Below are 20,390 nucleotides of genomic sequence, written 5' to 3'. Positions count from 1 at the left end.
GACCCGAGTCGTTGGAGGGCTTCTGCCGTGGTTCAGATCCCGGTTGCTCGCGCCTTCTCGTACACCTCGGCGGCGACGTCCTTGAACTCCTGGGCGTCGCGCGGACCCACCTGAAGGTCGATGAGGATCTCCTCGAAGCCGATCCCGGCGTGCGCGGCCAGGTCTTCGACGATCTGCTCGGTGTTGCCCTGGAAGAGGGCACGGTCGGGGCCCTCGTACGGCTTGGGCGTGTAGTCGGCATTCGCCCGCAGCACCGTCTGGATCGGCTTGGTGCGTCCACGCTCAGCCGCCAATTCCCGCAGGTCGCGCCACTGGGCAGCGGTCTGCTCAACACCCATGGCCAGGGGGAGCCAGCCGTCGGCGTGGTCGACGAGGCGGCGCTGGGCCTGCTTGTTGCCGCCGGCCAGCAGGATCGGGACCGGCCGGGCGGGCTTGGGACCAACCACGGCGGACGCGATCCGGGTGGTCTCGCCGTCGTACGTCACCGGGTCGCGGCCCCACACCGCCCGGCAGACGTTGATCACCTCGTCCAACGCCTTGCCGCGCTCTTCAAAGGGCCGGACGCCCGCGGCTGCGTACTCGTCGAGCGACCAGCCCGAGCCGAAGCCCGCGACCACGCGGCCGCCGCTCGCCGCGTCCAGCGTGGCGAGGGACTTGGCGAGTTGGAACGGCGGGTGCAGCGGCGCCACCAGCACGGACGTGCCCAGCCGTACCCGTTCGGTGACCGCGGCCGCCAGGGACAGCGTGATCAGGGGTTCGGCCACGGAGCGGTAGTAGTCGGGCCAGGCCAGGCCGGGAATGCCGAACAGGCCCTGCGTGGCGGGTTCGGGGAAGAGGGTGCGTTCGTAGGCCCACAGGCTCTGGTATCCGATCTGCTCGGCGGTGCGAGCCACGTCGGGCACGTCCTTGCCGGCGTACTGGCGGTTCTGAGGCAGGCCAAGTCCGAGTGCGGTTGCCATGATCTGTCAGTTCCTCACGTGGTTCTGTGCGCTATCGCTATCTGGTCGGGAGGGGACGACTTCGTTGACGTCTACGTCGGGTGGTTGCTCGATGGCGTAGGCGACGGCGGCCGCGATCGCGTCGGCGGAGGGGCGAGCCGTAGCGCGGTGGCGTGCCCGATGCCGCTGCTCGCCCCGGTGATAAGTGCCACTTTCAAGTCGTGATGCATCACCTATATGACATGGACCATACATGATGTATCACCTTCCCTGCTACGCTGTCCCCTGTGGCTGTGACGAACGACATTCCGTGGCTGAACGACGGCGAGCAGCACATGTGGCGCGAATGGATGCACCTCAACGCCGAACTGCTGGCGACGCTCAACCGCGACATGCAGACCGACTCCGGCCTGTCCAACCCCGACTACCAGGTGCTCGTCGTGCTGACCGACTCCGCAGACGGACGCAGCCGGATCTCCGACCTGGCCACGGAATTGCAGTGGGAACGCAGCAGGGTCTCCCACCACGTCGCCCGGATGGAGAAGCGGGACCTGGTGTCCCGCCAGGGCTGCCCCGAGGACGGCCGCGGCGCCTTCGTCCGCATCACCGAGACAGGACGAGCGGCCATCGAGCGCGCCGCGCCCGCGCACGTACGCGCCGTACGACACCTGGTCTTCGACGCGCTCACCGCCGACGAGGTGACCCAGCTCAGCGAGATCTTCCACCGACTACGGTCACGCGTCGCCCGATCGGCCGGATGAACGGGCCCACAACTCCTCCGAGATCCCGCGCGTCTGAGTCGATTCGAACGTGTCAAGAATGAAGGAAAAGGCCCTTGCCGCCTCCCGGTAGCCGGACCTCCAACCCGTCAAAGCCGAGGGGAGTTAGCGGTCCCCGCGTCGGCTGCCGTCCGTCTCGGTCAGGACCACCCGTAGACGGATCTGACGGCGGCGGCGATCTCGTTCACCAGGCCGAAGTCGTCGCCGTTGGCGAGGATCGCGTAGCCCGCCCCCAGCTCCGGATAGCCCTTGAACACCGACTTGAAGCCGTAGTTGGAGCCGTCATGGGTGTAGGCGAAGTTCTTGGTCCCGACGCCGGAGACGAACAGGCCGCGGCCCATGCCGCTCTGCGGACCGGGGCTGAGCAGGCTGCGCACGGACGCCCGGTTGAGCGGGCCGGCCACGTCGCCGGAGGCGGTCCAGGCCTTGTTGAGGTAGCACACGAGCCGGCACAGGTCCTGCACGGTGGTGTAGAGGCCGGCGGCGGCCGACTCGGGGTAGCGGTTGCGCTTGCCGGGAATGACCGCGCCCGTGGTGGTGTGGCCCGCGGCCCGCTCGAAGCCGGGCTCCAGCGCGTACGAGCTGGTCCTCATGCCGAGCGGGGTGAACACCTGCTGGTCCATGTACTGCGTCAGGGACTGTCCGGTCTCTTCCTCGATCATCCGCTGCAGCAGGACGAAGCCGGCTCCGGAGTAGTGGTATCCGGTGCCGGGATCGGTGGTGAGCTCGATCTCGGGGGTGTTGCCCTGGCCGTTCATGACCTGCAGCAAGGACGGCACGGTGACGCCGGGGCCGTACCCGGGGAAGCCGCCGCCCCCGGAGGAGAAGCCGGAGCAGGCGTCGAGCGGGTAGGTGGAGCCGCGCCCGGCGATGCCGGCGCGATGGGTGAGCACGCGCTCGATCGTCGGCGTCGCCTTGAGGGTGACGCAGTCGCGGCGTGGCAGCGTCCAGCCGAGGTAGGGGCGGATGTCGTCGGTCAGCGGCTTGCCGAGCGTCTGCATGAGGCGCAGCACGCCGACCGCGGCGACGGCCTTGCTGATCGATGCGGCCTGGAAGGCGCTTTCGGGATGTACGGCCGCCGCGCCGCCGGCCTCCAGCCGGCCGTAGCCGGTGGACCAGGCGATGCGGTTGCCGGTGACCACCGCGACGGCCACGCCGGGCGTCTTGTAGGTGCTCATACGCCGCCAGATGTCGGCGCCGCCCACCGCGTTCTCCACCTTGCGCACCGGGTCGGCCGGCAGGGCGGGCAGCGTGCCGCGCGAGCACAGCGACCAGCCGTCGTTCGCCGGCGAGAAGGCCACGTTGTGCACCTCCCAGCCGGCGGCGATCATGTCCTTCAGCTCGGTGCGGCACTCGCCGTCGATGTCACGGCCGTGGAACTCGTCCTGCGCGACGACCAGCCATCCTCCGGTGTACGGGAACGCGACCCGGGTGACGCGGCGGCCGCCCTGCTCCAGGTTGCGCATCATCTGGTAACACTCGTCGTCGATGCCCCGGGCGAAGGTGTCCCCGGCGGCCACCACCACCCACCGGTTGCCCCCTGACGGCGGGAAGGCGACGTGCCCCACCTGCTGTCCCGCGGCGTAGTAGGCGGTGATGCGCTGGTGGCACTCCTCCGGGATGTTCCGCGCCGACACCCCCTTGTCCGTGGTGATCAGCCACCGGTCGCCGCCCTCGGGCGGGAATGCCACGCAGTGGATGCGCCGGCCCGCGGTGACCAGCTTCTTCAGCTCGGTGAAGCAGGCGTCGGGGATGCCGCGGGCGAAATAGCGGCCGTCGGCTGTGACCATGACCCAGCCGTTGGACGGGGTGAAGGCGAATGAGGTGATGCGGTAGGGGGCCAGCTCCTTCATCTTGACGTGCGCCTCTTCGGGGATCCGCCGGTTGAACGACGGGTAGCCGGCGGCCAGCACGGGCTCCGCGAGCCCTCCGACGGCGGCGCCCGCGGCTCCGGCCAGCGTGAGAAAACGTCTCCTGTCCATCTGGGGTCACTCCTCAAGGTCAACGTTTGTCCTCGGGAATGCTGGCATGGAGGAGGCGGGCACGGGGAAATCTCGTGGCGCCCGCGCTGCCGGATGGGACACGATCTTCCCCATGACGACGCCCACCGTTCAGGTCCGGCCTGCCACGCGGGGCGATGCCGCGCGGCCGTTGTAGGGGTCGACGGGCACCGGAAAGGAGGCAGGCTGCCCCGGCCTCCACAGTGGCAAAAGTGGGGATGAATTTCGTCGCCGTGCGGCGTTGCGGGGAACAGCCGGCGCTCCTGTCGAGTTTCCGCGTTTTCGCAGTGAAACGCCGCGTGCCTCAGTTTCCCGTGGAGTTGGACGCCGTCACCGCACCGACCCGCAGCTGGGTCTCTTCCACCTTCACCATGACCGGGCGTCGTTTCATCGCTGCCCCTTCGTTGGATGGGTTCTCTGCCCTATCCTTGCCCACGCGCGGTCCATTGACAAACTTCACACCTGAATTGTCATCTGCATAGTCAGCACATTCACGAATGGATTCCCCCGTGGCCGGTCGATTTCCATCCGGCACGGCGTACGCGCTTGACACAGACTGATCGGAGAGGGGCTGACGCGCGAGGCAGGGAGATCGGGTGAGTGACCGGGTGAGACATGGTGCGCGGTGGGTCTTGGCGTTCGACGCGGAAGGCGCGGAAGGCGCGGGGCTCGCCCTGCCGCTCCGCTCGGCGGTGACCCTGCCGCTCGTGGGCGCTCTCGGGGTGGTGCTGGCCGCGATCGTCTGGCACACGCTGCTCGACGACTACGGCGTACGCAACGTGACGGCCGGCACGCTGGGGCTGGCGACGGCGATCGCGCTGATGGTGTCCCGCTTCCGGCCCAGGGCGGCGTGGTGGTTGTCGCTGGTCGCGGCCGTGGCGGCGGCGGTGACGTCCCATGCCCAGCTGGACGGGATGGTGTGGCCCGCGCCCGTGCTGGTCGCGCACGTGTCCGTGCTGGGCCTGGTGGGGTTCGGGTCCAGGCACGTGCTGCTGGCCGAGATGTGGCTAGGCACGCTGGCGGCCGGGATCGTCCTGTGGGCGGGGCTGCCGGGCGAGCAGACGCTGGTGAGCCTGATGGACATGTCGTTGTTGTCGGGCATGGTGTTGATCACCGTGGGAGCGCTCGGCGGTCATCGGGAGGCGTTGCGCCGGGTGGCCCTGGCGGACCAGAAGGCGCTGGCGGAGCAGACCCGCTCCGCCCTTCTGGAAGAGCGCGCCAGGATCGCGCGGGAGCTGCACGACGTGGTGGCCCACCACATGTCGGTCGTCGCGGTGCAGGCCGAGGCGGCACCCTACCGGGTGCCCGATCCTCCCCCGGAGCTGGCGAGGAGCTTCGCCACGATCCGGTCGAGCGCGGTGGAGGCGCTCACCGAGCTCCACCGCATTCTCGACCTGCTCAGGAACGGCACGGACGAGGCGAGCCCGCAGCCGACCCTCCACCGGCTGGGGGAGCTCGTGGGCCGGCTGCGGGCGGCCGGCACGCCGGTGACCCTGCGCGTCGACGGCGAACGCAGGCCGCTCCCTCCGGGGGTGGAGCTGTCGGCGTACCGGATCGTGCAGGAGGCGCTGAGCAACGCGCTCCAGCACGCTCCGGGCGCACAGGTCGGCGTCGAGGTGGCGTACGAACCTGGCGATCTTCGCATCCGCGTCGAGAACGACCCGCCACCCCACCCGCCTCCCCCGTCCGCCCGACCCGGGCACGGCCTGCTCGGCATGCGCGAGCGCGTGGCCATGCTGGCCGGTGACCTGCGGGTGGGGGCGCGGCCGGACGGAGGCTACGAGGTGACGGTACGGTTGCCGCTCGGCGGGACGGAGGCCAGGTGAGCATCCGGGTGCTGATCGCCGACGACCAGTCGATGGTCCGCGAGGCGTTCGCCGTGCTGCTCAACGCCCAGCCTGACATCGAGGTGGTGGGCGAGGCCGTCGACGGCGACGACGTGCTGGTCAAGGCCGCCGCGCTGACGCCCGACGTCGTGCTGATGGACGTGCGCATGCCGGGGACCGACGGGCTGGAGGCCACGCGCCGCCTCGCCGGGCGGACCAAGGTGCTGATGCTCACCACCTTCGACCTCGACGAGTACGTCTACGAGGCGCTGCGCGCCGGCGCCAGCGGCTTCCTGCTGAAGAAGGCCACGGCGCGGGAGCTGAGCGACGCCGTACGCATCGTCGCGAACGGGGACGCCATGCTGGCGCCGTCCGTCACCCGCCGGTTGATCAGTGCCTTCGCCCGGCTGGGCCCGCCACGGCCGTTCACCGGGGAGGCTCAGGGCCCGCTGACCCCGCGGGAGAGCGAGATCCTGACGCTCATCGCGCACGGCCTGTCCAACACCGAGATCGCCGGCAGTCTCGTCATCGCGGAGCAGACCGTGAAGAGCCACGTCAGCAACATCCTGACGAAGATCGGGGTGCGCGACCGCACCCAGGCGGCGGTGTACGCGTTCCAGACCGGGCTGGTCACCCCCTACGGCGGAGCTAGATCCCACGATCCCCCTGCAGCGCCATGACATGCCGGCGGTGCCGCTCGTAGGTTCGGGGCACGATCACTGCCGCGAAAGGTCTGGTGTCGTATCCCGTGTCCCGAATCCCCGAGCTGCTGCATCGCACCCTTTTCCGGACCGTCTCCCTTCTCGGCCCGCGGGCTCAGGGGAAGGTGCTGCACCGGTATTTCGACTGGTGGCATCGCCGGCCCGACCCGTGGTCGCTCGCCACGGACTCGTACGAGCGCCGTAAATACCGGGCCACGCTCGACCAGCTGCCCGAGGGGACGTACGCCCGCATCCTGGAGGTGGGGTGCGCCGAGGGCGTCTTCACGCAGATGCTGGCGACGGCCTGGCCGGATGCCGGGATCACGGGGCTCGACGTGTCGGAGAGGGCGCTGGGACGCGCCAGGGAGCGCGCGGTCGGGGATGGCGCGCGTGTCCGGTTCGTCCACGCCGACCTGCTCGGCTACGAGGAGCGGGACCGGTACGACCTGGTGTTCTGCGCGGAGACCCTCTACTACATCGGGCGTGGCGACAGGCTGCGCAGGGCCTCGGAGCGGCTGCGTTCGCTGCTGGCGCCTGGAGGTGTCCTCGTTCTCGTGCACCCGTGGCCGGAGGCGGAGCGGCTGCACGGGTTCATCGAGGGAAGCCCGGCGGTCACGAAGCTCGCCGAGCGGGTGGAACGGGACGCTTCACGGCCCTATGCCGTCTCCGTCTACCGGGCCGGCCCATCCCGCCCGCAGCTGACCGGGGCCGTCTCGTGACAGGGCCTCGGCCACCTCGCCAACGCCTACCATAGACGGAGATATCACCTCTAAGTAGTCAGGCGATGACATAGGGCAATGTAGCGTTCACGTGTGGTCTCCGGCTCACGAAGGATCGAGCGGCCTGGACGGAAGCGGTGGTTGACCCTTCTGATCGGGGTCGTCCTTTGTGTGGGCGTGTGGCCGATGCCGTGGCAGCCTGTGCACGCCGCCTCGGTCATCCACGGAGACTCCGTCCACGTCGACCACGGTGACGGGCGGGACGACTCGTGCCCGCCTCGACGCTCGGCGTTCAAGCGGCACGTCGGAAAACCGGCGGGCGGCAGGTGCGCCGGCGGCGGGGTCCTGGCGCCTCTGCCCTTTCCCGGACGCGATCACGAGCCTCCGCGTGCCCGGTTCAAGCCACCGCGCCCGCGGCTCGTCAGGCACTGGCGTACGGGCGTCGACCGGCTCACCCACCTGGGCATCTGGCGCATCTAGGCCGGCGGGAACACCTTCCTGCCCGTCTGACCGCGCCGATCCCAGGAGGCGATTCATCGTGCGCGAAACCGATTCATCTGTCGAGACCTGGTCATTCCAGTGCCAGAACTGCCACACCATCTGGCAGGACACCTACGAAGCCCGGCACCATGCGGACTTCGGCGGCGAGTTCATCGTCTGGCGGCACCGCGGCGCCATCAGCATGCCGCCCTGGTTGCACGCCGGCTGTTCCGCCTGCCCGGGCGCGTCCGTCAAGGTGATCCCGCTCGGGGGCAACGTGCCCTACCAGGGGCGCGCCGGCATGTGAGCGTGGCGGGGTACGCGGCGGACACCACGTACCCCGCCCTATGGTTCGAAGATTTTTCATGCGTGGTGGATCGATCCACCAGGGTCGGTAGCGTCCGCGTCGGCAAATGCTGATGCTGGACGGCTGGCGGGACAACGGCACCTCCTACACGGTTCGGGTGACGAAGGAGCAGATAGGCGACGCGAAGTGCACCAATCTGCGCACGTTCGCGACCTCCGGCCGGCAGCACTACGTGAAGTGGGGCATCCCCTCGACGGGCTACTGCGTCAGCTTCTCGGCCGTGAACGTAAACGCCCGGGGTTCCACACCAGATCACGCTGAAGGCGTGGGGAACGATGGACCTGGTGACCCGTGCCTGACGGACTGGTTGTCCACAGGGTTGTGGACAGGCCGGCGCACGGTGGACGGAGCCCTTGTCAGCCCATTCGGGCGAGGCGATATCAGGTTGTTACGCGCCAGACCCGGAGCGTGACGAATCATCGCATTAGGTGATGATGCAAGGTCAAAGGGGGTGTGCGGCGGATTCGGCGACGGGTTCTCCGCCGGCGTGGAGACCACTGGCCGTGCCGCGGCTCCGGCTCCGCCGGGCAGGGTCAAGGCTCCCGAGGTGACGGCGTTATCCACAGGGAGGGCTGGTTATCCACAGCGTTGTTCACTCCGCCCCTGCTTCGACCTGGTGGAGCGCGTCGGCGATGGATTTCCGGGCGGCTCGGATGCGCGCCGTCCGGGCCAGGTCGCGCCAGCCCAGCCGCAGGCCCTCGGCGGCCAGCTCGTCGAACGCGGCGAACACGGCCAGCTTCTGCCGGACGATCTTGGCCCAGGCGTCGTCCTCGATCGCGTAGTAGACGTTGCGCTCGCCGGTCTTGCGGAAACGGCGGATGAGCCTGTGGGACGTCAGCAGGTGCAGGTTGGTCGTCAGGGACGCGCGGCTGGCCCCGATGGTCCCGGCGATGTCGGACGCGGTCTGCTCCGGCGGGTCGCACACCATGAGCCAGCCCAGGATCCGGCCGCTGATGGGGGCGAGTCCCCACTCCTCGGAGACGAACGCCGCCACCCGCTCGACCCAGGCGAGGACCCGCTCACGGCCGGGACCATCCTGCTCGCTCATACGAACATTGTAACGCTAAGCAGTCATATCGGTACTTTCTGCTGTCTCATACCGCCCTGCTCAGCCGCCTGAGCTGCTGCTCCCTGGCGCCCGCGTCGTGCGGCAGGTCACGCGCGGCGAGTTCGGCGGCGATGCGCTCGCGCTGTTCCACCGGCCGGCGGTCGTCGAACTTGAACTTGGCCCGCACCCCCACCACCTCCAGCCGCAGCCCTCGAATGGCCGGCAACATCCGGTGGTACGGCCCCGAGTCCGCGCGCGTCTCGCCGTGGTCGCCGTCCGGCTGGTGGTGGGCGAGCTGGCGGCGCAGGATCTCCATCTTGCCCTCCTTGCCGTCCACGATCTCGGCCACGCAGGTGAGCTGCACCGACGCGTAGTAGCTGGTCGGCACGCCGGTCTCGGGCGAGTCGGCCCGCCAGCCGGTGGGGATGTAGGCGTAGTCGTCGTGCACGCTCACCACCACCGTGGGGCAGGCCTCGATCGCCGGCCAGATCGGGTTGGGCCTGGCCAGGTGGAGCACGACCTCCTTGCCGCCGTCGAACAGGAAGTGCGTGGGCACCAGGATCGGCGGGCCGCCGTTCACGCCGTTCGCGGCGAGCTGGCCGAAATCCCGCGCACGGAGCCAGGTCTGCCACTCTTCCCTGTCGCGGGCCGCGTCCCACGGATGAATCAGCACCCGAACCTCTTTGTATTAGTACATAATTAGATTTGTGCTAGAAACATACACGATTGCCGGTGGGTCGGCCAGCGAGATAGCGGCGGGGGTCGAGGCCGCCGTGTCCGAAGGGCGGCTGCCGCCCGGCCGCATGCTGCCACCCGTGCGCGAGGCGGCCGCGTCGGCCGGGGTCAGTCCCGGCACGGCGGCGGCGGCGTACCGGCTGCTGCGCGAGCGCGGGGTCGTTGAGACGGCCGGGCGGCGTGGCACGCGGGTCAGGCCGCGCCCGGCCAGCACGTTCCGTGAGGAGATCCGCATCGAGGTGCCTCCGGGGGTGCGCGACCTGTCCCAGGGCAACCCCGACCCAGCCCTGCTGCCCGCCCTGCACGAGGCCCTCGCCGCCGCGGCCCGCGCGCACGAGGAACGGCCCGCGCTGTACGGAACGGACGACGACGAGGAGCTGCTCGCCCTGGCCGGGGCCCGCCTGCAGGCGGACGGCCTGCCGCCCGCGCCGCTGGCGATCACCTCCGGCACCCTCGACGCCGTCGAACGGGTGCTCGCCGCCCACCTGCGCCCCGGTGACGCGGTCGCCGTCGAGGACCCCGGCTGGACGTCCCTGCTCGACCTGGTCACCGCCATGGGGCTGCGGATCGTGCCGATGCGGCTGGATGACGACGGGCCGCTGCCGGACGAGCTCGGCCGGGCCCTGCGGGCGGGGGCCCGCGCCGTGGTCGTCACGGCCCGCGCGCAGAACCCGACCGGCGCCGCCGTCTCCGCCGACCGCGCCGCCGCCCTGCGCGAGCTGCTGGCGGCGCACCCGGACGTGCTGCTCGTCGAGGACGACCACGGCTCGGGCTTCGTGGACCTGCCGCTGCACCCGCTGGCCGGCGTCACGCGGCGGTGGATCCTCGTCCGCTCGACCGCCAAGTCCCTCGGCCCCGACCTCCGCCTCGCCCTGGTCACCGGTGACCCGACCACGCTCGACCGGCTGCGCGGGCGCCAGCGGCTCGCGACCGGCTGGGTCAGCCACCTGCTGCAGCGCGCCGTCGCCCACCTCTGGCGTACGGAGGCGGTCGACACCGAGGCGGTGGCCGCGGCCTACGCGCGGCGCCGGGACGGCCTGGTGGAGGCGCTGGCCGTGCGCGGCATCACCGCGCACGGCCGCACCGGGCTCAACGTGTGGGTCCCCGTCGCCGACGAGTCCACGGCGATCACCCGGCTGCTGGCCCGCGGCTGGGCGGCCGCCCCCGGGGCCCGCAACCGGGTGGCCACGCCGCCGGCGCTGCGCCTCACCGCGGCCACGCTCGGGCAGGACGAGATCGGCGTGCTGGCCGACGACCTCGCCGCCGCCCTGCGTCCCGCCTCGACGGGCCGGTACGGCTGACCCGCTCCCCGGCTACCCCAGCAGCCCCTCCCCGATCCAGCCGCCGGGCGCGCACCCCGGCGGGATGGCGAAGACGGCCGAGCCGATCGCGGTGACCCACTCGTTGAGCAGGTCACCCTCGGCCAGCCGCCGCTGGATCGGCACGAACTGCCGCTCGATGTCCGCCTGGTAGGAGGCGAACAGCAGCCCGGAGTCCGACTCGCCGTCCTCGGTCAGACCCTCGTCGTAGTTGTACGGCCGGCGCAGGATCCGCTGCGCCGGATCCGCCACGTGGGCCCGCCTGATGTGGGCGTACTCGGAGATGACCGGGAACCCCAGGTGGTTCTTCCGGTCGAAGTCGGGCTCGTCGCGCTCGGCCCCGCCCGTCAGCGGGGCGCCGGTGTCGAGCCGCCGGCCGATGGTGAACTCCCTGGCCACGCGGTCGGCGGCGTCCCACGTCTCCAGGTGCATGCGCATCCTGCGCAACACCATCGTGGTGCCGCCGCGCATCCCGGCCGGGCCCTGATCGATCCAGACGGCTCTGTCCAGGTCGGTGGGGTTCACGGTGCCGTCGACCTGACCCATCAGATTGCGCTGCGTCCCCTCGCCGGCCCCGCCACGGAACCCGCGCTGGGTCCAGCGCACCCGGGTGAACGACCGCGCGTCCTTCACGATCATCCGTACGGCGTGCGCGACGGTCAGACCGTCGTCGGCGCACACCTGGACGAGCAGGTCGCCGCCGTTCCACCGCCTGTCCAGCTTGTCCGTCTCGAACGCGGGCAGCGGGCGGACCGGCGAATCCACCCCGGCCCTGTCGAACAGCCCCTCCCCGAACCCGAAGGTGATCGTCAGCCCGGCGGGGGCGGCGGCCAGCTCCGGCTCGGTGTCCGCCAGGGCGGGCCGGCCCTGGGTCAGGCGGGCGGCGTCGTCGGTGAGCAGCTGGAGCAACCGGACGACGGCCTCCCCGCGGATGCCCTTGCGCAGGTCGAACCCGACGAACACGGCGTGGACCTGCGGCGCCGTCGCCACGCCCGCCTGGTGCGGGCCGTGGAACGGCTCCACCCTCGCCCGCTCGGCGTGGGTCGGCGGCGGGGTCTCGCGGCGGGTGAAGGCGCCCGCCGCGGTGGCGGCTCCCCCGGCCAGCAGCCCCCTACGGCTGATCATTCGTGCCCCGGCTGGTAGTCCTCCTCGCCGCCGGCGAAGTCCTTGCCGACGGCGCTGAACTCGAGCGGCTGCCCGCCCTTCACCTGGAGCGTGAACGGCACCTTCGCCCCGGGCTTCACCTCTTCCGTGACGCCCATCAGCATGATGTGGTCGCCGCCGGGGTGGAGCTGGTGCGTGCCGCGCGCGGGCACCACGAACCCGCCCTCCTTGGGCCGCATGACCATCTTGCCGCCGGACTCGACGACCTCGTGCAGCTCGATGGTCGGCGACAGCGGCGACGCGCCGGACACGATGGTGACGTCGGTGTCGCCGTTGTTGACCAGCGTCCCGAAGGCCGCGGTCATCCCCTTCTTGACGGTCTTCACCCAGGGGTCGGTGATGGAGAGCCCGGCGGGCGCGGCCGCGGCCGCTGTCGTGGCGGTGGTGGCGGCGGGCGCGGACGCGGTGGTCGAGCCGCCGCCGCAGCCGGCCAGCGCCACCACGGCGGCGGCGAGCACGAGGGCATGACGAGAGAACATGGGCATGGCCTTTCTCCGCCCGGCAGGCCGAAGCAGGCCCTGCCGGGCGTGGGGTTGTCTATGGGAAGAAACCGTCCTGCCGCGACCCGGAGGTCAGGCGGCGACAACCCGCGGCGGACCCCTCCTGCTGACCACGTGGCGCAGCACGGCCGGGCGGAGCTCGCGCGGCTCCGCCGTCCACAGGGGTGTGGAGAAAGGAGTCGTGAGCGGCGGCAGCCAGATGACCAGCAGCCGCACGACCAGGCGTCGCAGCAGCGACCAGAGCGCGGCCTCGCCTCGGGCCAGCCACAGCGCGGTCATCGCGACCGCCCACCCGTGGGCGACCAGCATGCCGAGGTCGGGGACCAGCCCGGAGTGGAGGTGGCCGGCCATCTGGTGGGGCGTGGCCGCGTGCGACATCGAGAACAGCACGTGCATGACGACCTGGAGCGCCGCCAGCAGCGGCAGGATCACCGTGGTCGAGCGCTCGCGCCCGGCCAGCGCGTACGCGGCCACGAGCGCCACCGCCAGCCCGCCCCCAGCGGCCGGAGCCGGCACGGGGGCGCCGCCGAGCACGTGGGCCGCCACGCCCAGGCCCAGGCAGACCACGGCGAACACCGTGGTGCGGGCGAGGCGGAGCGGCGCGGCCATACGCTTAGCATTCCATGGGGTCAGGCCGGTCCGTCCGGCACTCCTCCATCCCCTTACACACCGGCATAATCCACCTGATGCCGAAATTTCATGACCTGTCGGAATATGCGGCGACGATCGCCCCGATCATTGACGCGGCCCACGTCAACCTGCACGCCGCGGCACTCCGATCGGTCACCGACCTGGCCGAGTCGTCAGGCGTGATCCCCGGCCTGCTGGTCGACCTGCGGTTCACCCTCCCCCTGCGCCCGCTCACCCGGCCACAGCTGGCCACGCTCTACCGCTACGGCGACGCCGCGCTCCGCGAACTCGACGACCACCTGGGCGAGGGCACCATGACCGAGGACCCCGGCGGCCTGCTCCGGCCGACGCGCGAAGGGCTCGCGTTCATCCACAGGCTGTACGACCTGCACGCCGCCGCGGCCGAACGTGCCTGGGCCGGCCACGACCTGCCCGCGCTGGCCGGTCTGGCGGGACGGGTGCTCGACTCGGCCGAGCGCGTGCCGGGCGGCGCGCTGGAGGTGGCGGCGCCGCCGTACGAACCGGAGGGGACCTCGCCGGGGGTGCTGCTGTTCAACCGCATCGCCGCGCTGCGCCACCACCGCGCCGACGCCCACGCCACGGCCTGGCAGGCGCAGGGCCTGACCGCGGCCGGGATCGTCGCCCTGGCGGACGGGCCGCTGCGCGCCAGGATCGAGGCGGACACCGACCAGCGGGCCGCGGCGGCGTACCGGACCCTGTCGGCGGACGAACGGGACACCCTGCACGGCGGCCTGCTGAAGCTGGTCTGAACGCGCCGGGAGCTTCCCTCTGGTTTTCCACGCGGCGACGCCAAGGTTCCAAAATGCCACCTCCCGGTAATCGACGGGTAGGCGCACTATGGTCGTACTTCTCAACAGGAGGCACCGTGGAACAGGAACTGCCCGTCGGTGCGAGGCTGATCGTCGGGGTCGACGAGTCGCCGTCATCGCGCTGGGCGCTCGCCTGGGCCATCGGCGCGGCCAGGCTGCACCGGATGGCCCTGGTCGCCGTGCACGTCAGCCGCGCGCCCGTCCACCCGTTCCCTGAGGCGCTGCCCGTGCAGCACGCCATCAGAGCGGGCGAGGAGGCGCGCTGCTCAGAGGTGATCACCGGCGTGTTCGACGACGTCGCGGGCGGAGTGCCCGAGGATCTCACGACGGCGGTGGTCGGCCGGGTCGGCGACCCCGGCTACCACCTCGTGGATCTGGCCCGCGAAGGTGATCTGCTGGTGCTGGGGCGAGGGAGACGCGGGCTGTTCAGCCGCATCTTCATGCCCTCGACCAGCATGTACTGCGCGCGACACGCCCGCACCACCGTAGTGATCGTGCGACAACCGACGTCGCCGGACGACCCGGAGATGTCAGGGGAGCGGGTTCGCGGGTTCTGGAGCCGCCGACATCCGTGACCGCAGCAGGCGCAGCCCTTCGGGGATGGCGTCCTTCGTGATCGCGCCGTAGCCCAGCACCAGCCCGGCCTGGGCCGGTGCATCCCCGCAGTACGCCTCCAGCCGCTCCACCGCCAGCTCCGGCGCGGGGCGTACGGACACGCCGGGCGCGAGGCGGGCACACAGGTGCAGGCCCGCCGTGGACGGCACCGGAAGCAGGCGGTCGTCGGCCGCCAGCGCCTCGGCGACCAGGGCGTGCCTGGCGGCGTACTCACGGGTGGCCCTCCTGATGTGCCTGGCCAGCAGGCCCTCGTCGATGAAGCGCGCCAGCGCCGCCTGCGTCGGCACCTCCCCGTGCCAGTCCGACAGCCGCCTGGCCGCGCGCAGCGCAGGCCCGAGCGAGGCGGGCGCCACCAGGAAGCCGAGCCTGAGCATCGGGAGCAGGGTCTTGGAGAACGAGCCCACGTAGACGACGCGGCCCGCCCGGTCGAGGCTCTGGAGGGGTTCGAGCGGGCGCTCGCCGAACCGGAACTCGCTGTCGTAGTCGTCCTCGATCACCACCGCCCGGCGGCGCTCCGCCCAGGCCAGCAGCGCGGCGCGGCGGGCCAGGGACATGGGCGTGCCCAGGGGGAACTGGTGCGACGGCGTGACGTACACGATGCGGGCGGAGCCGGGGATGGCTGGCACGTCGATGCCCTCCGCGTCGACGGGCACGCCCGCCACGCGCGCACCGAGCGAGCGGAACAGCAGGCGGGCGGGCGGATAGCCGGGCTCCTCGACGGCCACCGTGTCACCCGGCTCGATCAGGACCCGGCCGACGAGGTCGAGCGCCTGCTGCGCGCCGCCCGTGATGAGCACGTCGCCGGGGCCGGCATGCACGGAGCGGCTGAGGCCGATGTGCCGGGCGATCGCCTCCCGCAGGGGCTCGTATCCCGCGGGGTCGCCGTACGCCGCGGCGCTCACCCGCAGCTCGCGCGCCACCAGCCGGCGCCACGTCTCCATCGGGAACAGGCGCGCGTCCGGCACGCCGGCGCGGAAGTCGTACCGGGCGGACGGTGCGGACGGCGGGGACTGCGGGGTTTCGAGCTCCCGCCAGACCGCCCGCGGCCGCACCACGCCCTTCGGGGCCGCCCTGCCCCTGACCGGCTCCGCCGACACGAACGTCCCCGCGCCCGCCCGCCCCACCAGGAACCCGTCGGCGACCAGGCGGTCGTAGGCGAGCGCGACCGTGTTCCTGGAGATCTCCAGGCTGCGCGCCAGCTGCCTCGTCGGCGGCAGCCGCTCGCCCGACCTGAGCCGTCCGTCGAGGATGGCGTCGAGCAGTTGCCGGTAGACCTGCGCGGCCAGGTCACCCCTGCCGCCGAGGCTGATGTGAACGTCCATCTTGGCCCAATCATCTTGCCGGAAATTGGAGCTTATCCCGGGACAAGTTGCGCTCCAGGATGGCTGCATGACCGCACGAATGGACCTCGGGACGCAGGCCGTGGCCGGCTCGGACGCCTTCGTCGCCCGCGGCGCCGCCTGGAACCGGATGGGCGCCGTGAACCCCCGCCGCAACCTGGCCCGAGCCCAACTCGCGAACTCCGTCGGCGACGGCGTCTACCTCGTCACCTCCGCGTTCTACTTCGCCAGGATCGTCGGCCTGCCGCCCGCCCAGATCGGCCTCGGCCTCACGCTGGGCTGGGCGGTCGGCGCGGTGGCCGGCCTGCCGCTCGGCCACCTGGCCGACCGGCGGGGTCCGCGCGGCGTCGCCGTCCTGCTCGCACTGACGACCGCCGCAGCGGTCGCCGCGTTCATGTTCGTCCGCTCCTTCGAGCTCTTCGTGCTCGTCGCCTGCGTGTACGGCACCGCCCAGACCGGCCTGTCCGCCGCCCGCCAGGCGCTGCTGGCCGGGCTCGTGCCGCCGGAGCAACGCACCGCGGTACGTGCCGTCCTGCAGGCCACGCTCAACGGCGGCCTCGCCGCCGGCGCCGCCCTGGGCGGGCTCGCACTGCACGTCGACACGCCGGAGGCATACCTCGCGGCGTTCGCGCTCGACGCCCTGGCCTTCGTGACCGCCGCGGCCGTGCTGCTCCGGCTGCCCTCCGTACACCCCGCGCCGGCCCCCACCGGGCCACGGATGGCCGTGCTCGGGGACCGGCCGTACGCGCTCGTCACGCTGATCAACGCGGTGATGCTCTTCTACATGCCGCTGCTCAGCATCGTCGTGCCCCTCTGGATCGCCACCCGTACCTCAGCGCCCGCCTGGGTCGTCTCCGTCATGCTCGTGATCAACACCGGCAGCGTGCTGCTCTTCCAGGTGCGGGTGGCCAGGAGGGTGAAAGGCCTCGACGACGCCTCCGCGTCGGTGCGGCACGCGGGGCTGGTGATGTTCGCGGCGTGCGCGGTGTTCGCGCTGAGCCCGTACGGATGGGTGTTCCTGCTCGTCGCGACCGGCCTGCAGGTGCTCGCCGAGCTGCTGCTCGCGCCGGGCGCCTGGGAGATCAGCTTCGCGCTCGCCCCCGAGGACCGGCAGGGCCAGTATCAGGGCTTCTTCGGGACGGGCGTGCCGGTGGCCAGGATGCTCGGGCCCGTCGTGCTCACCACGCTCGTGCTCGGCGGCGGAACGCTCGGATGGCTGTTGCTCGGCGGCGCGTTCGCGGCGGCCGGCGCCGCGATGAGGCCGGCCGTCGCCTGGGCCCGCAGGCCACAGCCCGTCTGAGGGGGGCGCAGAGCGCATGGGCGGTGCCGGCCGCCCGGAGACCCAGTCAGGCCTTCCCGGTCATCTCGTAACCGGCTTCCTTCACCGCCGCGGCGACCTCGGCCGCGTCGACAGGACCGTCACTGCCGACCGTCAGCAGGCCACCCGCCAGGTCGACCTCCACGGACGTCACGCCCGCCACCTCGCTGACCTCTTCCTTGACCGAGCTCACGCAGTGGTCGCAGGTCATGCCGGTGACGGTGAAGGTGGCAGCGCTCATGACGATCTCCTCAGGAAGTGTGCGGCTGTTTCGATCACCATACCCCCCTGTGGTATCGTGACGAAACCGGACACGAGCATGTTCGTTCTGAGCCGACACCGTCCGTGCGGTGTCGCGCCTCCGTAATCCGGAATCCGACCCCCAAGCGGCTGGCAGGCACGCTCACCTCGGGTTACCCTCCTCCAGGGCACACATTTACCAGGATCAGGCTCACCAGCCTCCTCCCAGCAAGCACGAGCTGACTTTCGGCACGGACGTTTCGCGCATCCGCGCCGGATATTTGGCATGATCGAGCTGTTGCCCATGAGGGTTGCCGACAGATGGTTGGTCGAAGTTCGTCCGAGATGGGACAGCATTCGGGTCCCACCTGGGGCCGAACACTCGTCCATCGCACATTCCACACATCCGCAACACAGGTAGCGCAGCCATCCCTTGCTAGGCTGCTTGTCAACCGTTGGGTCTCACCCCGGCAGGTGAGACCGTCGAAGAAGTGGGGTCACACCGTGAAGAAGCTGCTCGTTCTGGCGCTGATCGCCCTTGGGGGGTTGCTGATCTGGCGTAAGGTGCAGGCCGACCGCGCAGAGCTTGATCTCTGGACCGAGGCGACCGGCAGCGAGAACTAACCGACCGGCGAGGCGATGAGTGACGTCGTCCCCATCAAGCTGGTGTGCCTGGACCTGGCAGGCACCACAGCCGGTGACATCGCCATGGTCGAGCGCGCCTTTGCCGAGGCGATCGCGACCCAGGGCATAGTGCCCGGGACCGGGGCTTACGCGCGTGCCATGGTTCACGTGCACCGGTCCCGGGGATGTCCCACGATCGATGTCTTCCGCGGGATCTTCCCCGGGAACGAAGCCCAGGCCCAGGCGGCGAACCTGACGTTCGAACGCTCCTACGAAGGCGCGCTCGAGCGGGCAGGTCTGACGCCCGTGCCCGGAGTCATGGAGGTCCTCGACAAACTCCGTGGCAACGGCCTCCAACTAGCCCTGATCACCGGCTTCAGCCGCGTCACGTTGAGCCGCGTGCTGAGCGTGCTCGGCTGGCACGACAAGATCGACCTGGCCATCTCCCCGGAAGACGCCGGCGGCCGCGGCCGCCCCTGGCCCGACATGGTGCTGCACGCGGTCCTCCGTACGGGGGTGGCGGACGTACGGCACGTGGCGGTGATCGGCGACTCGGAGAACGACATGCTGTGCGGCACGCGAGCCGGAGCATCGATCGTGGCCGGCATCCTGACGGGCGTCCACAGCCGGGAGCGCCTTCTGAAAGGCGGCGCCACCCACCTCATCGACTCGATCGCAGACTTCCCGAGCCTGGTGTTGAGCGACGACCTGGGTACGACGCAGGTCGCTTCGTCGGCCCGGTAAGCTATCTTCGTCGAAGGGGCCTTAGCTCAGTTGGCAGAGCGCCTGCTTTGCAAGCAGGAAGTCAGGAGTTCGAATCTCCTAGGCTCCACCAGGGAAAACTCACCCTCGCCGATCAGGGCGGGGCGGGGGTGAGTGACTAACTGTGTGACTACCGTGACCGTGGTCACGTGACTTCTGCCTGTGGAGAACCCTGTCTTGGGCGCCCTCTTTGCAAGAGACACCGACTATCTCATGGTCATGTACTCGATGGCACAGCCATGATGTGAAGCACGGTAAGCGAGCAGTCGCAGTACGCCGAGCTGAGCTCCGTCGGGAGCATTCTGCCCCAGCGCAGAGCGTGTTTGAGAAGATCGTTTGCGGCAGGATTTCAGTCGCAGATGTAGCGCGATTGGCGTTGGGCGGGGCTGCCTCGGGTGAGGCGGCGAGCCATGCCGGCGATAGCGGCCCAGCGGATGATCGCCTCGGAGACAGCCGGGTCCCGTTTGTAGTCACGAGCCAATCGACGGCATGCGGTCAGCCAGGCCAGCGTCCGCTCCACCACCCAACGGCGGGAGATGACGCTGACGCCGCGCCGGTCAGCGGGCTTGCGTACGATTTCCAGGGTAGTGCGCAGAGTGTCGCGGGCCCAGTCCACCAGCGACCGGCGAAGCCCTGGTCGGCGAAGACGTACCGGATCGGGGTGGTCAGGTACGCCGACAGCAGGGCGGTCTTGGCGCCGTCGCGGTCCTGCCAACTGGCCGCCAGCACTGTGACGGTGATGAGCAGGCCGGCGGTGTCGGTGATGATGAACCGCTTGCGACCGTTGACCTTCTTACCTTTATGACGGGGCCGTCATAATTACCTGCGTCGTAGCCGCGGCTGTCGCGGCCGACGGTGTCGGCGCCCTTGACGCTTTGCGAGTCGATGATTCCCGCTGACGGCTCGTCCTCGCGACCGCCTTGATGCGAAGCTCGGCCAGCAGCGCTTCGGTTACGCCGGCCTGTTCCCACTGCTGGAAGTACCAGTACACGGTCTGCCAGGGCGGCAGGTCGGTGGGCAGGTACCGCCACGGGCAGCCCGAGCGCACCACGTACAGGATCGCGTTGACAATCTCGCGGCGCGGATGCTTCTCCGGACGGCCGCCAGTGTTCGGCTTGGGCAGAAGCGACTCGATCAGCTCCCACTGCGCATCGGTCAGGTCCGAGGGGTAGCGATTCGGGGGCATCCGGCCACCCTGACGGCATCCACACCGTTCGTCACGCCGCCACACCGAACACGAATGATCTTCTCAAACACGCTCTGAGTTCGCGAGGCTGTCGCGATAACCACACTGGCCGGCGAAGAGATCAGCGTCTGTGCAAACTAGTCTACAGAGATTGAAAGTTCGGGGTGTCATGTCGATCTCGGGTTCGTGATCAGGCCGGTGTGTGCCAGAAAGGCGTCCAGGAGGTCGGGGCGGTACTGCAACTGCTTGAGCCGGCTGCGGATGACCGC

General features: G+C 70.5%; 24 protein-coding genes, 1 tRNA gene and 1 pseudogene. 14 read left to right on the top strand and 12 right to left on the bottom strand.

The window, feature by feature from the left end; genetic code table 11:
• Positions 1 to 32: 32 nt before the first annotated feature.
• On the bottom strand, positions 33 to 959 hold the full coding sequence (locus ABGB14_RS48330; protein ID WP_347650635.1) for an LLM class F420-dependent oxidoreductase: 927 nt from the start codon (positions 957 to 959) through the stop codon (positions 33 to 35).
• Between the two features lie 266 nt (positions 960 to 1,225).
• On the opposite strand from ABGB14_RS48330, the gene ABGB14_RS48325 reads away from it, so the two are divergent.
• Positions 1,226 to 1,699, top strand: coding sequence for a MarR family winged helix-turn-helix transcriptional regulator (locus ABGB14_RS48325; RefSeq protein WP_347650634.1), 474 nt, complete (start codon positions 1,226 to 1,228; stop codon positions 1,697 to 1,699).
• 158 nt (positions 1,700 to 1,857) lie between these two features.
• On the opposite strand, the gene ABGB14_RS48320 is transcribed toward ABGB14_RS48325, so the two are convergent.
• The gene (locus ABGB14_RS48320; protein ID WP_347650633.1) at positions 1,858 to 3,699 is read right to left on the bottom strand and encodes a serine hydrolase domain-containing protein; all 1,842 of its coding nucleotides are present in this window, start codon (positions 3,697 to 3,699) and stop codon (positions 1,858 to 1,860) included.
• Positions 3,700 to 4,349: 650 nt separating this feature from the next.
• Here ABGB14_RS48320 and ABGB14_RS48315 point away from each other — a divergent pair.
• The 6 genes from ABGB14_RS48315 (at position 4,350) to ABGB14_RS48290 (ending at position 8,222) form a co-directional block, all read left to right on the top strand.
• Positions 4,350 to 5,543 carry a histidine kinase gene (locus tag ABGB14_RS48315; RefSeq protein ID WP_347650632.1) on the top strand — a complete coding sequence of 398 codons (1,194 nt, stop codon included), beginning with the start codon at positions 4,350 to 4,352 and terminating at the stop codon, positions 5,541 to 5,543.
• Complete coding sequence (locus ABGB14_RS48310) at positions 5,540 to 6,223, top strand: response regulator transcription factor (RefSeq protein WP_347650631.1); 684 nt, start codon at positions 5,540 to 5,542, stop codon at positions 6,221 to 6,223. Before ABGB14_RS48315 ends, ABGB14_RS48310 begins: the two co-directional genes overlap by 4 nt.
• A 68-nt stretch (positions 6,224 to 6,291) precedes the next feature.
• The gene (locus ABGB14_RS48305; protein ID WP_347650630.1) at positions 6,292 to 6,963 is read left to right on the top strand and encodes a class I SAM-dependent methyltransferase; all 672 of its coding nucleotides are present in this window, start codon (positions 6,292 to 6,294) and stop codon (positions 6,961 to 6,963) included.
• 186 nt (positions 6,964 to 7,149) lie between these two features.
• Complete coding sequence (locus ABGB14_RS48300; RefSeq protein ID WP_347650629.1) at positions 7,150 to 7,443, top strand: hypothetical protein; 294 nt, start codon at positions 7,150 to 7,152, stop codon at positions 7,441 to 7,443.
• Positions 7,444 to 7,501: 58 nt separating this feature from the next.
• Positions 7,502 to 7,750 carry a hypothetical protein gene (locus ABGB14_RS48295; RefSeq protein WP_347650628.1) on the top strand — a complete coding sequence of 83 codons (249 nt, stop codon included), beginning with the start codon at positions 7,502 to 7,504 and terminating at the stop codon, positions 7,748 to 7,750.
• 106 nt (positions 7,751 to 7,856) lie between these two features.
• Entirely contained in the window at positions 7,857 to 8,222 is a 366-nt protein-coding gene (locus ABGB14_RS48290) for a hypothetical protein (protein WP_347650627.1), read from the top strand.
• Between the two features lie 180 nt (positions 8,223 to 8,402).
• On the opposite strand, the gene ABGB14_RS48285 is transcribed toward ABGB14_RS48290, so the two are convergent.
• Both ABGB14_RS48285 and ABGB14_RS48280 read right to left on the bottom strand, forming a co-directional pair.
• Positions 8,403 to 8,858, bottom strand: coding sequence for a transcriptional regulator (locus tag ABGB14_RS48285; protein ID WP_347650626.1), 456 nt, complete (start codon positions 8,856 to 8,858; stop codon positions 8,403 to 8,405).
• Positions 8,859 to 8,904: 46 nt separating this feature from the next.
• Positions 8,905 to 9,531 (bottom strand): FMN-binding negative transcriptional regulator, encoded by a 627-nt coding sequence (locus tag ABGB14_RS48280; protein WP_347650625.1) that lies wholly within the window; start codon positions 9,529 to 9,531, stop codon positions 8,905 to 8,907.
• A 34-nt stretch (positions 9,532 to 9,565) separates the two neighbouring features.
• On the opposite strand from ABGB14_RS48280, the gene ABGB14_RS48275 reads away from it, so the two are divergent.
• Positions 9,566 to 10,894, top strand: a complete 1,329-nt coding sequence (locus ABGB14_RS48275) for an aminotransferase class I/II-fold pyridoxal phosphate-dependent enzyme (protein WP_347650624.1) — start codon at positions 9,566 to 9,568, stop codon at positions 10,892 to 10,894.
• Between the two features lie 12 nt (positions 10,895 to 10,906).
• Here ABGB14_RS48275 and ABGB14_RS48270 read toward each other — a convergent pair whose 3' ends face one another.
• From ABGB14_RS48270 to ABGB14_RS48260, 3 genes are all read right to left on the bottom strand, one after another.
• A complete protein-coding gene (locus ABGB14_RS48270) occupies positions 10,907 to 12,037 on the bottom strand; it encodes a Dyp-type peroxidase (RefSeq protein WP_347650623.1) in 1,131 nt (376 codons plus the stop codon).
• Positions 12,034 to 12,561, bottom strand: a complete 528-nt coding sequence (locus ABGB14_RS48265; RefSeq protein ID WP_347650622.1) for a copper chaperone PCu(A)C — start codon at positions 12,559 to 12,561, stop codon at positions 12,034 to 12,036. The genes ABGB14_RS48270 and ABGB14_RS48265 overlap by 4 nt, the downstream gene beginning before the upstream one ends.
• Positions 12,562 to 12,648: 87 nt before the next feature.
• Complete coding sequence (locus tag ABGB14_RS48260; RefSeq protein WP_347650621.1) at positions 12,649 to 13,185, bottom strand: MFS transporter; 537 nt, start codon at positions 13,183 to 13,185, stop codon at positions 12,649 to 12,651.
• A 77-nt stretch (positions 13,186 to 13,262) separates the two neighbouring features.
• Between ABGB14_RS48260 and ABGB14_RS48255 the strand changes: the two genes are divergently transcribed.
• Together ABGB14_RS48255 and ABGB14_RS48250 are read left to right on the top strand one after the other, a co-directional pair.
• Positions 13,263 to 13,976 carry a hypothetical protein gene (locus ABGB14_RS48255; protein ID WP_347650620.1) on the top strand — a complete coding sequence of 238 codons (714 nt, stop codon included), beginning with the start codon at positions 13,263 to 13,265 and terminating at the stop codon, positions 13,974 to 13,976.
• Positions 13,977 to 14,092: 116 nt separating this feature from the next.
• Positions 14,093 to 14,611 carry a universal stress protein gene (locus ABGB14_RS48250; RefSeq protein WP_347650619.1) on the top strand — a complete coding sequence of 173 codons (519 nt, stop codon included), beginning with the start codon at positions 14,093 to 14,095 and terminating at the stop codon, positions 14,609 to 14,611.
• On the opposite strand, the gene ABGB14_RS48245 is transcribed toward ABGB14_RS48250, so the two are convergent.
• Complete coding sequence (locus ABGB14_RS48245; protein WP_347650618.1) at positions 14,567 to 15,973, bottom strand: PLP-dependent aminotransferase family protein; 1,407 nt, start codon at positions 15,971 to 15,973, stop codon at positions 14,567 to 14,569. The genes ABGB14_RS48250 and ABGB14_RS48245 overlap by 45 nt on opposite strands.
• Positions 15,974 to 16,040: 67 nt before the next feature.
• Here ABGB14_RS48245 and ABGB14_RS48240 point away from each other — a divergent pair, with 67 nt between their 5' ends.
• Entirely contained in the window at positions 16,041 to 17,291 is a 1,251-nt protein-coding gene (locus tag ABGB14_RS48240; protein ID WP_347650617.1) for an MFS transporter, read from the top strand.
• Between the two features lie 46 nt (positions 17,292 to 17,337).
• Here the strand turns inward: ABGB14_RS48240 and ABGB14_RS48235 are convergent, their stop codons facing one another.
• Positions 17,338 to 17,550, bottom strand: a complete 213-nt coding sequence (locus ABGB14_RS48235) for a cation transporter (protein ID WP_347650616.1) — start codon at positions 17,548 to 17,550, stop codon at positions 17,338 to 17,340.
• A gap of 503 nt (positions 17,551 to 18,053) precedes the next feature.
• Here ABGB14_RS48235 and ABGB14_RS48230 point away from each other — a divergent pair.
• The 3 genes from ABGB14_RS48230 to ABGB14_RS48220 all read left to right on the top strand — a co-directional run bounded on the left by ABGB14_RS48230 (position 18,054) and on the right by ABGB14_RS48220 (position 19,008).
• On the top strand, positions 18,054 to 18,173 hold the full coding sequence (locus tag ABGB14_RS48230; protein ID WP_020542320.1) for a DLW-39 family protein: 120 nt from the start codon (positions 18,054 to 18,056) through the stop codon (positions 18,171 to 18,173).
• Positions 18,174 to 18,188: 15 nt separating this feature from the next.
• On the top strand, positions 18,189 to 18,917 hold the full coding sequence (locus tag ABGB14_RS48225) for an HAD family hydrolase (protein WP_347650615.1): 729 nt from the start codon (positions 18,189 to 18,191) through the stop codon (positions 18,915 to 18,917).
• Positions 18,918 to 18,932: 15 nt separating this feature from the next.
• Positions 18,933 to 19,008, top strand: a tRNA-Ala gene (locus ABGB14_RS48220).
• A gap of 276 nt (positions 19,009 to 19,284) precedes the next feature.
• On the opposite strand, the gene ABGB14_RS48215 is transcribed toward ABGB14_RS48220, so the two are convergent.
• The 3 genes and pseudogenes from ABGB14_RS48215 to ABGB14_RS48205 all read right to left on the bottom strand — a co-directional run bounded on the left by ABGB14_RS48215 (position 19,285) and on the right by ABGB14_RS48205 (position 20,121).
• Positions 19,285 to 19,551, bottom strand: a complete 267-nt coding sequence (locus ABGB14_RS48215) for a transposase (protein ID WP_347650614.1) — start codon at positions 19,549 to 19,551, stop codon at positions 19,285 to 19,287.
• Positions 19,552 to 19,613: 62 nt separating this feature from the next.
• Positions 19,614 to 19,676: pseudogene (locus ABGB14_RS48210) on the bottom strand (hypothetical protein); the annotation flags it as partial.
• A gap of 58 nt (positions 19,677 to 19,734) precedes the next feature.
• Positions 19,735 to 20,121 carry an IS5 family transposase gene (locus ABGB14_RS48205; RefSeq protein ID WP_347650613.1) on the bottom strand — a complete coding sequence of 129 codons (387 nt, stop codon included), beginning with the start codon at positions 20,119 to 20,121 and terminating at the stop codon, positions 19,735 to 19,737.
• Positions 20,122 to 20,390 lie beyond the last annotated feature (269 nt).

The organism is Nonomuraea sp. B10E15, assembly GCF_039871615.1.
Classification (GTDB): domain Bacteria; phylum Actinomycetota; class Actinomycetes; order Streptosporangiales; family Streptosporangiaceae; genus Nonomuraea.
The sequence above is the reverse complement of the archived record's forward strand: the minus strand, read 5'-3'. Positions and strand labels throughout refer to the sequence as shown.